General features: G+C 73.3%; 16 protein-coding genes. 9 read left to right on the forward strand and 7 right to left on the reverse strand.

The window, feature by feature from the left end:
- Positions 1-24 precede the first annotated feature (24 nt).
- Genes ACWGPF_RS15090 through ACWGPF_RS15100 form a run of 3 tightly spaced genes read left to right on the forward strand, consistent with a single transcriptional unit; the run spans position 25 to position 3,370 of the window.
- Entirely contained in the window at positions 25-648 is a 624-nt protein-coding gene (locus ACWGPF_RS15090; RefSeq protein ID WP_452333574.1) for a TetR/AcrR family transcriptional regulator, read from the forward strand.
- Entirely contained in the window at positions 645-1,481 is an 837-nt protein-coding gene (locus tag ACWGPF_RS15095; RefSeq protein WP_452333575.1) for a hypothetical protein, read from the forward strand. The genes ACWGPF_RS15090 and ACWGPF_RS15095 overlap by 4 nt, the downstream gene beginning before the upstream one ends.
- Positions 1,478-3,370, forward strand: a complete 1,893-nt coding sequence (locus ACWGPF_RS15100) for a YhgE/Pip family protein (protein ID WP_452333576.1) — start codon at positions 1,478-1,480, stop codon at positions 3,368-3,370. The genes ACWGPF_RS15095 and ACWGPF_RS15100 overlap by 4 nt, the downstream gene beginning before the upstream one ends.
- Positions 3,371-3,373: 3 nt before the next feature.
- Here the strand turns inward: ACWGPF_RS15100 and ACWGPF_RS15105 are convergent, their stop codons facing one another.
- On the reverse strand, positions 3,374-4,426 hold the full coding sequence (locus tag ACWGPF_RS15105; protein WP_452333577.1) for an FUSC family protein: 1,053 nt from the start codon (positions 4,424-4,426) through the stop codon (positions 3,374-3,376).
- Between the two features lie 103 nt (positions 4,427-4,529).
- On the opposite strand from ACWGPF_RS15105, the gene ychF reads away from it, so the two are divergent.
- A complete protein-coding gene (gene ychF / locus ACWGPF_RS15110; protein ID WP_452333578.1) occupies positions 4,530-5,603 on the forward strand; it encodes a redox-regulated ATPase YchF in 1,074 nt (357 codons plus the stop codon).
- Between the two features lie 66 nt (positions 5,604-5,669).
- Here ychF and ACWGPF_RS15115 read toward each other — a convergent pair whose 3' ends face one another.
- Together ACWGPF_RS15115 and ACWGPF_RS15120 are read right to left on the reverse strand one after the other, a co-directional pair.
- The gene (locus tag ACWGPF_RS15115) at positions 5,670-5,918 is read right to left on the reverse strand and encodes a Txe/YoeB family addiction module toxin (protein WP_452333579.1); all 249 of its coding nucleotides are present in this window, start codon (positions 5,916-5,918) and stop codon (positions 5,670-5,672) included.
- 20 nt (positions 5,919-5,938) lie between these two features.
- A complete protein-coding gene (locus ACWGPF_RS15120; RefSeq protein WP_452333580.1) occupies positions 5,939-6,313 on the reverse strand; it encodes a VOC family protein in 375 nt (124 codons plus the stop codon).
- A 51-nt stretch (positions 6,314-6,364) separates the two neighbouring features.
- On the opposite strand from ACWGPF_RS15120, the gene ACWGPF_RS15125 reads away from it, so the two are divergent.
- Positions 6,365-6,682 (forward strand): putative quinol monooxygenase, encoded by a 318-nt coding sequence (locus tag ACWGPF_RS15125; protein ID WP_452333581.1) that lies wholly within the window; start codon positions 6,365-6,367, stop codon positions 6,680-6,682.
- Here ACWGPF_RS15125 and arfB read toward each other — a convergent pair.
- Positions 6,648-7,088 carry an alternative ribosome rescue aminoacyl-tRNA hydrolase ArfB gene (arfB, locus tag ACWGPF_RS15130; protein ID WP_452333582.1) on the reverse strand — a complete coding sequence of 147 codons (441 nt, stop codon included), beginning with the start codon at positions 7,086-7,088 and terminating at the stop codon, positions 6,648-6,650. The genes ACWGPF_RS15125 and arfB overlap by 35 nt on opposite strands.
- A gap of 32 nt (positions 7,089-7,120) precedes the next feature.
- Here arfB and ACWGPF_RS15135 point away from each other — a divergent pair, with 32 nt between their 5' ends.
- Positions 7,121-7,720 carry a GTP pyrophosphokinase gene (locus ACWGPF_RS15135; protein ID WP_345436340.1) on the forward strand — a complete coding sequence of 200 codons (600 nt, stop codon included), beginning with the start codon at positions 7,121-7,123 and terminating at the stop codon, positions 7,718-7,720.
- 19 nt (positions 7,721-7,739) lie between these two features.
- Here the strand turns inward: ACWGPF_RS15135 and ACWGPF_RS15140 are convergent, their stop codons facing one another.
- The 3 genes from ACWGPF_RS15140 to ACWGPF_RS15150 all read right to left on the reverse strand — a co-directional run bounded on the left by ACWGPF_RS15140 (position 7,740) and on the right by ACWGPF_RS15150 (position 10,525).
- The gene (locus tag ACWGPF_RS15140) at positions 7,740-9,614 is read right to left on the reverse strand and encodes a penicillin-binding transpeptidase domain-containing protein (RefSeq protein ID WP_452333583.1); all 1,875 of its coding nucleotides are present in this window, start codon (positions 9,612-9,614) and stop codon (positions 7,740-7,742) included.
- Between the two features lie 45 nt (positions 9,615-9,659).
- Positions 9,660-10,127 carry an SRPBCC family protein gene (locus ACWGPF_RS15145; RefSeq protein WP_452333584.1) on the reverse strand — a complete coding sequence of 156 codons (468 nt, stop codon included), beginning with the start codon at positions 10,125-10,127 and terminating at the stop codon, positions 9,660-9,662.
- 80 nt (positions 10,128-10,207) lie between these two features.
- Positions 10,208-10,525 (reverse strand): DUF7882 family protein, encoded by a 318-nt coding sequence (locus ACWGPF_RS15150; protein WP_452333585.1) that lies wholly within the window; start codon positions 10,523-10,525, stop codon positions 10,208-10,210.
- Positions 10,526-10,922: 397 nt separating this feature from the next.
- Between ACWGPF_RS15150 and ACWGPF_RS15155 the strand changes: the two genes are divergently transcribed.
- From ACWGPF_RS15155 to ACWGPF_RS15165, 3 genes are all read left to right on the forward strand, one after another.
- Positions 10,923-11,897, forward strand: a complete 975-nt coding sequence (locus tag ACWGPF_RS15155) for a helix-turn-helix domain-containing protein (protein WP_452333586.1) — start codon at positions 10,923-10,925, stop codon at positions 11,895-11,897.
- A gap of 9 nt (positions 11,898-11,906) precedes the next feature.
- Positions 11,907-12,428, forward strand: a complete 522-nt coding sequence (locus ACWGPF_RS15160; RefSeq protein WP_452333587.1) for a GNAT family N-acetyltransferase — start codon at positions 11,907-11,909, stop codon at positions 12,426-12,428.
- Between the two features lie 65 nt (positions 12,429-12,493).
- Positions 12,494-13,114 carry a YdcF family protein gene (locus ACWGPF_RS15165; protein WP_452333588.1) on the forward strand — a complete coding sequence of 207 codons (621 nt, stop codon included), beginning with the start codon at positions 12,494-12,496 and terminating at the stop codon, positions 13,112-13,114.
- The last annotated feature ends 232 nt before the right edge of the window (positions 13,115-13,346 follow it).

Here is a 13,346-nt window from a genome sequence, read left to right on the forward strand (position 1 = left end):
GTGCATGTTATTACCCTGGGGGACATGGCAGAGACTCCCTCCCGCAGCCGCCGTCGCGACGCGCAGCAGAACCGCGAGGCGATCCTCGAGGCGGCCGCCCGCGTCCTCCGCGGCGCGCCGGAGGCGTCGATCGACACCATCGCGTCCGCGGCGGGTCTGAGCCGGCGCGCCCTCTACGGTCACTTCCCCTCGCGAGAGGCGATCCTCGCCGAACTCGTCGCGCGAGGCACCGCCCGCATCGCGGCAGCGCTCTCGGACGTGCACGATGACGACCCCGCCCGCCACGTCGCCCTCATCGGGACGGCGCTGTGGGGTGAGATCGCCCATGTCCGCCTCGTCGCGCAGATGATCGTCCGCGGCCCGCTCGAGGGCGCGGTCGCGGCAGGGCTCGAGCCGATCCGCGCTGCCCTGCGCGACGCCGTCACCCGCGGTGGGGAGATGAGGGTCTTCCGCTCCGACGTGGAGCCGCGCATCCTCGTCCGGCTCGTCGAGGAGACGGCGATCGCCGTGCTCGACGAGGCCGTCGCCGAGGAGCTGGACGACGCCTCGGCGCGCCGCCTCGTCGTCGTCGCCGCACTGGGGGTGGCCGGGCTGAGCTGGCGCGACGCCGACGAAGTGGCCGAGGCGATCGAGGGGGAAGGGCGATGAGGATCGCAGCGCAGAGGGTCTCGAAGGGCGGTGCGCTCCCCGAGACCACCGTCCACGCCGAATCGGGCTCGGTGACGGTCGTGGCCGTCGAGGGGGCGCAGCGGCCGACCGTGCTCGCGCTCATCCTCGGCGGGCGCATGCATCCCGACACGGGGCAGGCGATGCTCGACGGCCGCGCCGATGCACGCGGCCTGCGGCGCGCCGTCGCCCTGGTCGATGCGCCCGACGTGAGCGCCCCCGCCGACGACCTCCCGCTCGCGGCCGTGCTGCACGAGGAGCTCGCCTTCGCAGGCGTGCGCGGCGCGCGGCGCGCGACGCGCCGCCTGCTCGCCGACCTCGACCTCGTCGCACACCGCGCCACGCCGATGGGGGAGCTGCCCGCCGACATCCGCGTGCGGGCGCTCGCCGAGACGGCGGCGCAGGGGAGGGGAGTGGAGGCCCTCGTGCTCGTCTCGCCGGATCGCCATGGCGGCGACCCCGGCGGATGGCACGACGTCGCCGTGCGCTGGGCCGATCGCGGCTTCGCGGTGGTGGTGCTGGCAGGCGCCGCGGCGGCGGCCGCCGTCGACGCGGCCGACCGTGTCGGCGAGGCCGACGGGCAGATGCACGAGGACGTGCGCCCCGCACCGGACGACGCGCCCACGTTCGCGCTCCCGATCGCCGCACCCGTCCACGTCTCGCGCGTCGGCGAGCCGGCGCCCGCACCCGATGACGCCACGGAGCAGCCCACCGAGCGGGCCACTGAACCGCCCACAGAGCAGCCCACAGATCAGCCCGGAGAGCAGAAGGAAGACCCCGCCGAGGCGGAGACGTCCGAGGAGACAGAACGATGACCATCCCCGTGCTCGTCCGCACCGAGTTCCGGCGCCTCACCGCGACGCCCATGGCGACGCTCGCCCTCGCGGCGCTCATGCTCGTCCCCGTGCTCTACGCGGGCCTCTACCTGTGGGGCAACGACGACCCCTACGGCAACCTCGACCAGGTGCCCGTCGCCCTCGTTGTCGAGGACGCGGGCGCCACGCAGAACGGCGAGGACGTCAACTACGGCGAGCAGGTGCGCGACCAGCTCGTCGAGGACGCGTCGATGGACTGGCACGTCACGACGGCGGACGAGGCGGCCGACGGCATCCGATCGGGCGCGTACGACTTCGTCGTCACCCTGGGCGCCGACTTCTCCGAGGCGCTCACGTCCGTCGCAGGAGACGACCCGCAGAAGGCCGTGGTCGAGCTCACGACGAACGACTCGAACAGCTACCTCGCCGGGACGATCGGCGACCAGGTGGCCGAGACCGTTCGCGACAGCCTCACGCAGGAGGTCGGCGAGGAGGCGGCCCGCACGCTCCTCGACGGGCTCGCCACCGTGCGCTCGGGGCTCGTCGACGCCGCGGACGGAGCGACCCGGCTGGCCGAGGGCACGGCATCGGCGAAGAGCGGCGCCGACACCCTCGCGGATGGCGCGGCGACGGCCGCGGACGGAGCGGCGAGCCTCGCGAGCGGCCTCGCGACGATCGACGACGGCACGGCCGCGCTGCCGGACCAGACGGCGCAGCTGAACGACGGGGCCCAGCAGGTCGCCGCCGGCAACGCGCAGCTCTCGAGCACCGTGCAGCCCATCGCGCAGCGCATCTCGGAGGCGGTCGCGGCACTGCCGACAGAGGAGGCCATCCGCGACGACCTCACGCAGCTCGGGCTCGACGAGACGCAGATCCAGGCCGTCCTCGGCATCGTCTCGCCCGTACGGGGCGACCTCGAGACGGCGAACGCCGACGTGCAGCAGGCCGCTGGCGACATCCAGGCGCTCGCCGACGGCAGCGCGCAGGTCGCCGCCGGCACGCAGGCGCTCGCCGATGCGACGCCCGCCCTCGCGGAGGGGATCGCGAGCGCGCACTCGGGTGCGGTGGAGCTCTCCGACGGGGTCGCGCAGCTGGCGGACGGCAGCGCCGACCTCGCCGACGGGCTCGGCGAGCTCGATTCGGGTGCCGGGGAGCTGCGCGACGGGCTCGTCGACGCGGTCGGACAGATCCCCGACCAGTCGGAGGACGAGCGCGAGACGGCGGCGGCGATGATCTCCGACCCCGTGCAGGTCTCGTCCGATGCCGTCACGGAGGCGTCGTCGTACGGAGCGGGCATGGCGCCGTTCTTCATCAGCCTCGCGGCATGGATCGGCATCTACGCGCTCTTCCTCATCGTCAAGCCGTACTCCAAGCGCGCCGTCACGGCGCTGCGGAAGCCGCTCCCGATCACGCTCGCGGCATGGGCGACGCCCGCCGCCCTCGGCATCCTGCAGATGGCCGTGGTGTTCTGCGTCGTGGCCTTCGCGCTCGGGTACTCCGTGGCGCAGCCGTGGCCCATGCTCGGCTTCATGGCGCTCACCTCGGCGACGTTCGCCGCGATCATCCTCACGCTGAACGTTCTGCTCGGGAGCGTGGGGCAGTTCCTGGGGCTCGTGCTCATGGTGCTGCAGCTCGTCACGGCGGGCGGGACGTTCCCCTACCAGACCCTCCCGACCCCGCTGCGGACGCTGCACGAGGCGCTGCCGATGAGCCATGCCGTCGACGGCATCCGCCAGCTCATGTACGGCGGCGATCTGGCCCGCGCCTGGGCCGACGCGGGCTTCCTCGGGCTGTGGCTGCTCGGAGCGCTCGCCGTCGCGCTGCTCGTGACGACGAGGATGACGCGGAATCGCACCCTGCGCGACCTGCGGCCGTCGCTCATCGGCTGACCGTCAGACGAACGGCCGCGACGCCTCAACGATGCGCTGGAGGCAGAAGAGGGCGGCGCCCGCGCGGCCGCCGTCCGCCGTGGGGAGCAGTCGCGTACGGCACCGCTCGATGGCGTCGTCGGCGTCGCGGAGGACCGCGGGCGCCGAATCGTCGCCGATCGGCAGTCGCACGAGCGCGGCGCACGCGCGGACGGCGTCGGCGACCTCCGTGCGATGCTCCGGCGTGATCGACGACCTCTCGTCGGCGTCGAAGAGTGCGTCGGCGAGATCGCGGATGGAGAAGACCGTGCGCTCCAGGGCGCGGCGGCGGCGTGCCGTCGTGCGCCGCTGCTCGCGATGACGCAGCGCCCGGGGGTTGGCTCGTGCGCTGTCCTCGGCGTCCTGGGCGTCCGCGATGGCGGCGACCGCGGTCGCGTCGAGTGCGCGCATGAGTCCCTCGACGCCATCCCCGTCGCCCTGCTCCAGGGCGGCGGCGATGTCGTCCAGCCGCGCCGACGCGGTGTCCCGCAGGTCGCCGAGGCGGCGGCCGCCGCGCGCCAGGTGCAGCGGCGGGATGAGCAGAAGGTTCACGACGATGCCGACGACCGCGCCGAACGCGAGCGTCACGAGGTACGACACGGAGAAGTCCTGCGCGTCGCGGCCGCCCAGGAGCAGGGTGAACAGCCCTGCCATCGCCACCCATTCGCCGCCCGCGCCGAACGGCCGCGCCGCGCCGACGAGCACCCCGGTTCCGACGACGACCCCGAGGGCGACGATGCCCGGTCCGCCCAGCGCCATGATCCCGAGGGCGGCGAGGCCGAGGCCGATGCCCGCGGCCACGCCGACGAGGGTCTGAACGGCTGTGCGCAGGGAGTGCACGAGGGTGGCGTGCATCGTCACGAGCGCGCCGAGCGGGGCGTAGTAGGAGTACTGGTCCTCGGCGAACGGCACCCACGGGGCGAGGTACCACGCGAGCACGCAGGCGAGGGCGGTCTTCGCCGCGAGCAGCAGCCGCCCCGGACCGGTGTCGCGGAGCGCCGCGGCCGCGGCCGATGCACGGGCGCGGAGGGTGGTCATGGGGTGCGACGCTACCGACGCGCACGTCGGGGGTGCGAGACGGTGGACATCCGCCCGGCCGTCGGATAGGGCGCACGGGAGCGGCGACGTAGGATGGATGCCCGTGGCTCTCACTATCGGAATCGTCGGCCTGCCCAACGTCGGCAAGTCCACCCTCTTCAACGCCCTGACCAAGAACACGGTGCTCGCCGCGAACTACCCGTTCGCGACGATCGAGCCCAACGTGGGCGTCGTCGAGCTGCCCGATCGCCGCCTCGACCGTCTCGCCGAGATCTTCGGATCGCAGCGCATCCTGCCGGCGCCGGTGTCGTTCGTCGACATCGCGGGCATCGTGCGCGGCGCGAGCGAGGGCGAGGGCCTCGGCAACCAGTTCCTCGCGAACATCCGCGAAGCCGATGCGATCGCCCAGGTCGTGCGCGGTTTCGCCGACGCCGACGTCGTGCACGTCGACGGCAAGGTCGACCCCGCGAGCGACATGGAGACGATCAACACCGAGCTGATCCTCGCCGACCTGCAGACCCTCGAGAAGGCCATCCCGCGCCTCGAGAAGGAGGTCAAGGGCAAGAAGGCCGACCCCGCCGTGCTCGCGGCGGCGCAGGACGCGAAGGCCGTGCTCGACGCCGGGAAGACCCTCTTCCAGGCGGCGTTCGACGTCACGCCGATCAAGGAGCTCGGCCTGCTGACGGCGAAGCCGACGCTGTTCGTCTTCAACGTCGACGAGGGCGTGCTCACCGACGCCGACCGGATGGCCGAGCTGGCGGCGCTCGTCGCGCCGGCGAAGGCCGTCTTCCTCGATGCCAAGGTCGAGTCAGAGCTCATCGACCTCGACGCGGAGGAGGCGCTCGAGCTGCTGCAGTCGCTCGGGCAGGAGGAGTCGGGGCTCGACCAGCTCGCCCGCGTCGGCTTCGAGACCCTGGGCCTCCAGACCTACCTCACCGCTGGCCCCAAGGAGGCGCGCGCGTGGACCATCCGGAAGGGATGGACGGCGCCGCAGGCGGCTGGCGTCATCCACTCCGACTTCGAGCGCGGCTTCATCAAGGCCGAGATCGTCTCGTTCGCCGACCTCGACGAGGCGGGCTCCATGAACGACGCCAAGTCGAAGGGCCGCGTGCGCATCGAGGGCAAGGAGTACGTCATGCAGGACGGCGACGTGGTGGAGTTCCGCTTCAACGTGTGATCCGTCGCCGGCCGTTGAGCGAGCGGAGCGAGAGGAAATGCGTCGAGCCGGGTGTGTGAACGCGGGTCAGCAGTGGTAGCGCGCCTGCAGGATCGTGAGGTGGGTGTCGCTCGCGATGTAGACGAGGCGGTTCGCTTCGTCGATGCGGTGTGACCAGGCGCCGGCGAGCGCGTGCTTGAGGGCCTCGGGCTTGCCGAATCCCTCGAACGGGTCGTCGCGGAGCATGTCGGCGATCAGCTGGTCGATACGGCGGTGCGTCTTCAGAACGGCAGAGCCGCGCTTCGAGGTGATCGGCGTCCCGCCTCGGCGGATCAATGAGATCGTGCACGGCGCCCTCACAGGTACGGGCGGGTGATCAGCTCGAGGTAGTGGCCGGATGGATCGAGCAGGTAGACCCCGCGTCCGCCGTGCTCGTGATTGATCTCGCCGGGGCGCGACCGCTGCGGATCGGCCCAGTGCGCGCGTCCGCTCTCCGTGATCCGCGCGTGCGCGCGGTCGAAGTGCTCGTCGTCGAGCAGATACGCGTAGTGCTGCGGCGGGAACTCCGTCGGCGGAGCGGCGAACTGCAGCAGGACGCCGCCTCCGATGACGACGTTGACGAACGGGCCCCAGCTCGGGGCCTCGTCCGCCTCGAGCAGGTCGCGGTAGAAGCCGGCCATCTCGGCCGGGTCGGTCGAGGCGATGATGGTGTGGTTGAAGTGCGCGGTCATGGTCCTCTCACCCAAGCAGGGATCCCGGTCGCCGTCGACTACCGTGGCGTGATGGCGATCATGCTCACGGGACGGCTCCTCTGCGCGAGCGCGGAGGAGGCCGGCATCGTGTCGCGGCATCTCCCTCGCCACGTCGAGCTCACGCGGGCCGAGCCGGGATGCCTGTCGTTCGACGTGACCGCCTCCGCCGACCCCCTCGTGTGGGACGTGAGCGAGCGCTTCGCGGATCGCGCCGCGTTCGACGCGCACCAGGCGCGCGTCGCCGCGAGCGGATGGGGACGCGCGACGGCCGGCATCCGACGCGACTACGTCGTGCGGGACGACCCGGATGGCGTCACTCCGCGCTCGGACGACGCCGCGTCTGCTTGACGGCGCCGCGACGCTGCTTCGCCTCGAGACGGCGTCGCGTCGAGCCGCGCGTCGGCTTCGTTCTGCGTCGGTCGATGTCGGCCACGACCGCCTCGCGCAGGATGTCCGCGAGCCGCTCGCGCGCCATCCGGCGGTTGCGCAGCTGCGAGCGCTCCTCCGACGCGGCGATCGTCAGCACGCCGTCGACGAGCCGGCCTGCGAGGCGGGTGAGGAGCCGCGCCCGCTGGACGTCGTCGAACGCCGCGCTCGCCGCGATGTCGAACCGCAGCTGCACGCGCGAGTCGGCCGTGTTGACGCCCTGGCCGCCCGGCCCCGACGACCGCGAGAACAGCTCGACGAGCTCGTCCGTGGGGATGCGGATGCCGCGCGGGGCGCCGGGACCCGGCGGCACGAGCAGATCGTCCATGCTCCGATCATCTCCCGGCATAGGCTGTCCCGGTGGACATCGAGGCCGAGGTCAAGGAGGCGCTGCGCGCCTATGATCGCGCCCTGCCCGCCTACCGCCTGCTGTGCGAGGCTCTCGAACGCGAGCTGCCGATCCACCTGCGCCAGTGGGGCGTGTCGTACGTCCGCGTCGAGGCGCGCGTGAAGAAGCGCTACTCGTACGAGCTCAAGGTGAGAAGCGATCCGACGAGGCCGGTCCTCGACATGATCGGCGTGCGGGTGATGGCGTTCTTCCGCCGCGACCTGCCGCAGATCGAGAAGATGGCGCGCCGGCTCCTCGACGTCGCAGAGGACTCCTACATCGACAAGGGCGAGCTGCTGGGCCCCGAGAGCTTCGGCTACCGCAGCGTGCAGTTCGTCGGGCGCACGCGCGGCGACGGCGCCTTCCCCGACTTCGACGCCGGCATCCCCGTCGAGGTGCAGATCCGCACCATGCTCGAGCACGTGTGGGCCGAGGTCGAGCACGACTTCCGCTACAAGCCGCAGGCCGAGCCGCCGACGGCCGAGATCAACCGCCGCTTCGCCCTCACGGCCGCGCTCCTGGAGCAGGCCGACCGGAACCTCGACGACATCCGCGAGGCGCTCGAGGGATGAGCCCCTCGGGCGCTGAGCGTCACCAGCGTTCGAAGAACGCCTGCAGGAGGGGTCCCGCCGTCTCGGCACCTGAGACGCCGTCCTCCACGAAGACGGCGACGGCGAGATCTCCGTGGGTCCCGACCATCCAGCTGTGCGTCGCGTAGGCGCCGTCGGCGTCGGGCTCGCCGTACTCGGCCGTGCCCGTCTTCGCCCCGACGGGCTCCCCGGGGACGCCCGCCAGGAAGGTCGCCGACCCGTCCGTGACGACGGCGCGCATGAGCTCCTGCAGCGACGACGCCTCATCCGGCGTGAGCGGCACGTCGGCGTCCGCCGTGCCGGTCTCCTCGACGAGGAGGTGAGGCACGACGGTCTCCCCGGCCTGAACGGATGCCGCGACCGTCGCCATCGCGAGGGGCGTGGCGAGCACGCGGCCCTGCCCGATGAGGTCGGCGGCCTTCTCGGTCTCGCCCTCCGGTGCGGGCACCTGGCCGAGAGATGCGGGGTAGCCGAGATCGATCTCGCCGCCCAGACCGAGCGCGGCCGCCGCCGACTCGAGCGCCCCCTCGTCGATGCGGTCGCGGGCGCCGATGAGCGCCGTGTTGCACGAGTGGGCGATGGCCGTGCGGAAGGCGACCTCGCCGAGCGCCGACGCGGGGTAGTCGTCGTAGTTGGAGAAGGTGTAGCCGTCGACCGTGAGCGACTCGGGGCAGCTCAGCACGTCGTCGAGCCCGACGCCCGCCCGCAGGAGCGCGAGCGAGGTGACGAGCTTGAACGTCGAGCCGGGTGCGTACGCCCCCGTCGTCGCGATGTTCATCCCCTCCGCCCCCAGCCCGTTGGCAGCGGCGAGCACCTCGCCGGTGGACGGGCGGATGGCGACCATCGCGCTGGCGGGCGCGTCGTCGCCCAGACCGGCGAGGATCTCCTCGGCGCCGATCTGCATGTCCTGGTCGAGCGTGAGGACGAGCGGGGTGCCGTCCTCGCCCTCCCACGCCGCGAGCTCGCGGCGGTCCTCTCCCGCGACCGCCTCGACGACGACATCGGGCGTGCCCCGGAGGGCCGCGTCATACGTCTGCTGGAGCCCGGAGAGCCCCACCTCGTCGCCCGCGCGCACGGCGCCGTCCGAGGCCTCGACGGCCTCCGCTGTCGCCTGTCCGACGATGCCGAGCAGTTCCCGCGCGAACGTGCGCGTCGGCGCGAGCGGGATCTCGTCGGCCACGACGAGCGCACCGGGGATCGACGCGAAGTCGGCCGACACGTAGCGGTCCTCCTCGCCCTCGCGGACGACGATGGCCTCCACGAACGCCTGCGGGCCTGCGCCCTCGGCGGTCGCACGGTACGCGGCGGCATCGATTCCGACCGCGGCGGCGATGCGCTCCGCCGACTCTCCCACAGCGGCCGGATCGACGTTCGCCTTGTCGAGGCCGTAGCGCCCGACCGCGCGCTCCGTGACGATGGGATCGCCCGAGGCGTCGACGATGTCTGCGCGGGGGCCGAACGATCTCGTGACCGAGAGCTGCTCGTCGGCGGCGAGGCCGGGGACGAACGTCTCCGACGACCAGTCCGCCGTCCATGCCCCGTCTTCCTCGACGAGCGTGGCGACCGTCTCGTACTCCCAGGTGTGGCCCTCCACGTCCCACGACCATGACAGCGGGACGGTCGCCGCGGCCTCCTCGCGCTCGACCTCGCCGGCCGCGACCGAGACGTCGTACGCCGCGAGCGGCTCCGCCTGCGCGGCGAACGCCTCCGCGGCCGCCGCGTCGGCGACCCCCTCGAGCGACCGGTCCTGCAGCGCGGCGACCAGCTCGTCCGCGGCGGCGCGGGCGGCGTCGCCGCGCGTGTCCGCGCAGGCGGCGAGCGGGAGGAGCAGGGGGAGGAGGGCCACGGCGGCGAGACGGGTCGACGAGATCGGCATGCGGGGACGGTCCTTCCGGATAGCCGTGCGGTTACCGCCATCCTGTCACGGGGTCTCGGCCGCCCCCGCCCTCGCGCGCGCCGCGTGCCCCTCGGCGAGGAAGGCGAGCCTGCGCAGCGTCTCCCGATTGCGGATGTGCAGGGGCGGGTCGAGGAGGAAGCCGGGGATCCAGGCCCCCGGCCCGCGGACCGCCCGCTCCGTGATGCGGACGAGGCACCCCTGCGCATGCGCGCGGATGTCGATCGTCACCTCGGCCTCGCCCATGGGCCATCCGCGCGCCCGCAGCCGCATGCGCGCCTGCGGGCGCCACTCGAGCGCCTCCGTCGTGTCGTCGATGAGCACCGGCCACACGCCGAAGGAGTGATGCAGCCGCCGGCCGGGGGCGGGCCATCCGTCGTCGACGTCGCGCATGCGCGAGGCGCCGACCACCCAGACGGGGTAGAGCCATCCGTCGGCGAGCACGGCCGACAGCTCTTCGGGAGTGCAGCGGATGATGCGCCAGGTGCGTGCCATGTCGCGACGCTAACCGGGGCGGCGGGCGAAGCCCCAGGCGATTGACAGCGCACGCGGCGCGTGGCACCCGCGGCGTGCGGTCAGTCGGCGGGTCCGCCGTCCACCGGCTCCGGCGGCTCGGGGGTGATCGTGAGGCCGGTGGGCCCGCTCGCGGCCTTCATGAGGTCGTCGAGCCAGGCGCGGTTGAGGCGCGGAGACCGGCCGCCGTGGAACTGGAACTGCAGGGGCACGGCGGGGTGGACCCAGAAGCTGCGGCGTCCCATCCCCTCGCCGGGCGAGGCGTCGAACATGAACGGCTCCGACCGCCGCAGCTTGTTCATGACGATGATGCGCAGATGCGCCAGCGTCCGATCGTCGAGGTCGATCGCGTCGCCCGGCCCGTAGATGAATCTGCCCACGGGGGAGAGGCTATCCGCGCGGGGCGCGGCCGATACCCGCCCGCCGTATCCGCGCACGAGCGCCCCGGCCGCGGCGACCCGCGCCGCCGTCCCCTCCCGCCGCAGTGGCCAACGCCGTGTGAACGGGGGTTTCCTGGGTGCGGCGGGGGTACATCCGGCGGGACGGGCGCGCGCTCCCGCCGCGTAGCGTGGTTCGCGAACTGCGGTGATCGCGCGGCGCGCGTTGCGGATGCGCCACGCCCGATCACGCGGCGCGCGCTGGCTTACTCGTAGAGGGAGCCGTGAGCCGCCCGTGCGGCCGGCGCGCTCCGTCCGGGCCCGTGCGGTCCGTCGACAGAAGACCGGCATCCGGCGCGCACGCAGGAGCGCGCCCCGACAGGAGGAGGTGAGAGGGCACGTGACCGGGATCGTCCCGTACCCCGTGGGCATCACCTTCGCCGCGACAGCGGGCACGCGCACCGTCTACCGCTTCAGCGGAGCCGAGGGGCTCCGCGCGCTCTCGCTCTGGTTCGCCATGACGAGCCCCGACGTCGACGCCTTCGCCGGGCGCCTCGTGTCGGTCCCGCTGCAGGACTACGCGTACGAGGACTTCTCCGCCTCCGCCTTCGTGTGCGAGCGGACGCCGGCGCACATCCTCGCGGCCCCGTCGGACCTCATCCGGATCACCTACGTCGTGGAGGGCACCGTCTTCGTCGACGCGGGGGAGCGCAGCGCGCGCATCGACCCGGGCCAGATCCTGGCCGTCAACCTGCGAAAGCCCTTCCGCTTCCGGACGGAGGGGCCGACCCGGCTCGCGACCACCTCCATCCCGATCCGCGACCTGCGCCTGCCGCCCGAGCAGCTCGAGGCGGTCGAGTTCACCGTGCTGGAGCGCTCGCCCGTCATCGTCACGTGGGGCGCCGTCATGCGCGCCCTGTCGAACGCCGCTCCCGACGACGGCACGCGCGAGTCCGAGCTCGTCGCGCACGCGCTCCTCGATCTGGCGCAGGCCATCCTCTCGGCTCCCGTCGGCGCGACGCGGACGTTCCGCGCCGACGACGCCCTGCGGCAGCGGGTGTACGACCTCATCGAGCGGGAGTACGCCGACCCCGACCTGCAGGTGAGCGACATCGCGCGCCGCCTGCGCGTGAGCACGCGATACGTGCACCGTCTCTTCCAGGACGAGCCGCTGTCCGTCGCCCGGGCCATCCGCAGCCGTCGGGTCGAGGCCGCCGCGCGGGAGATGCTGCTCACGCGCCGCAGCTTCGAGGAGATCGCGATCGCGGTCGGCTTCGGCTCGGTCGACTCCGCGCACCGGGCGTTCCGCGAGCAGATCGGGCTCACACCGAGCGCCTATCGCCGCAGCGGCGGGGAGGCGGAGCCGCCGGGCTAGCCTGGGCGGATGGTCGAACTCGTCGCTCCCGACACCCGCTTCCACCGCTCGTTCCTCTCGTCCCACGTCGAGTGGGAGGGAGCCTGGCAGGACGGTGCGGGCCTCGCGCAGGGCGATCTGGTCGAGACGGCGCAAGGTTTCGAGCGCTGGGTCGCGCGCCTGAACGCCGCCGAGACGACCGCGCCCGGCGAGGGGATGGTCACGTGCACGCACCGATGGATCGTCGACGGCGACGAGTACCTCGGAGCCATCGCCTTCCGCCACGAGCTGACGCCGTTCCTCCTCGCGCAGGGAGGGCACATCGGCTACGGCGTGCGGCCGTCTGCGCGCCGCCGGGGCCTCGCCTCGTGGGCCCTGGGAGCGACGCTCGAGCTCGCCCGTGCACGGGGATACGACCGGGTGCTCATCGTGTGCGACGTCGACAACGTCGCCTCGCGCCGCACCATCGAGGGAGCCGGCGGCGTGCTGGAGGACGTCCGCGACACGGCGGACGGGAAGGCGATGCGCCGCTACTGGGTACCCCTCGCGTGATCGCGCGGGTCGCGGTCGCGGGTGGCCCTGCGCTTGCGGGTAGCACCGCGCTCGCGGGTAGCACCGTGCTCGCCGGTAGCACCGTGCTCGCCGGTAGCATCGTGCTCGCGGCCGGGATCGTGCTCGCGGCCGGGGTCGCGGCGGGTGAGGTGGTGAACCGGGTCGCGGCGCGTCGGGCGCTCGGGTCGCACGCCGAGGACGGCCGGACGGTCGTCGTCGCGCTCGGGTTCCGCAACGCGGGCGGGCGGATCAACGCCGTCAACCGCTGGCGCGTCCGTGCGGCTCTCGCCACCGCGGATCGCGACGACGCCGACCTGCTGGTCTTCTCCGGCGGCAGCCCGGGAGGGCGCATCGCCGAGGCCGACCTCATGGCCGCGTACGCGGGAGAGACCGGGAGGAACGTCGTGCGCGAGAGCGCGTCGCGCACGACGTGGGAGAACCTGCTCCTCACGACCCCGTTCCTCGAGGGCGCCACGCGCATCGTGCTCGTGTCGAACCCGCTGCACGCGGAGCGCGCTCGGCAGGATCTGCGCCGGCAGCGGCCGGACCTCGCCGACAGGCTCGCCCCCGCCGTCGACGTGCGCGACGGCGCCTGGATCGTGCTGCTGCCCCTCGCCGCGCTCTACGAGATCGCCGTGCGCGCCTGGTTCCGCGTGCGCGGCCCCCGCGTCCGCGCGCGGGCGTAGCATGGTCGCCATGTCCGCATCCTCCGGCCCCGACCCGAAGCCGCTGCTCCTGACGCCGCTCGACGGAGTGCTCGACGCCGCCCCCGCATGCGTCGACGGCGTCTGCAGCTGGCCGGCGCCGGCGAGCAGCTGTCGGCCGCCGAGCGGGCCCGCCGCGAGCGCAGCCGGGAGGGCGGCGCGGGCATCGTCGGGTACGCCGTGGACGAGGCGGTGGAGACGGCCGCGTTCACCC

The sequence above is a fragment of the Microbacterium sp. NPDC055683 genome (assembly GCF_053617895.1).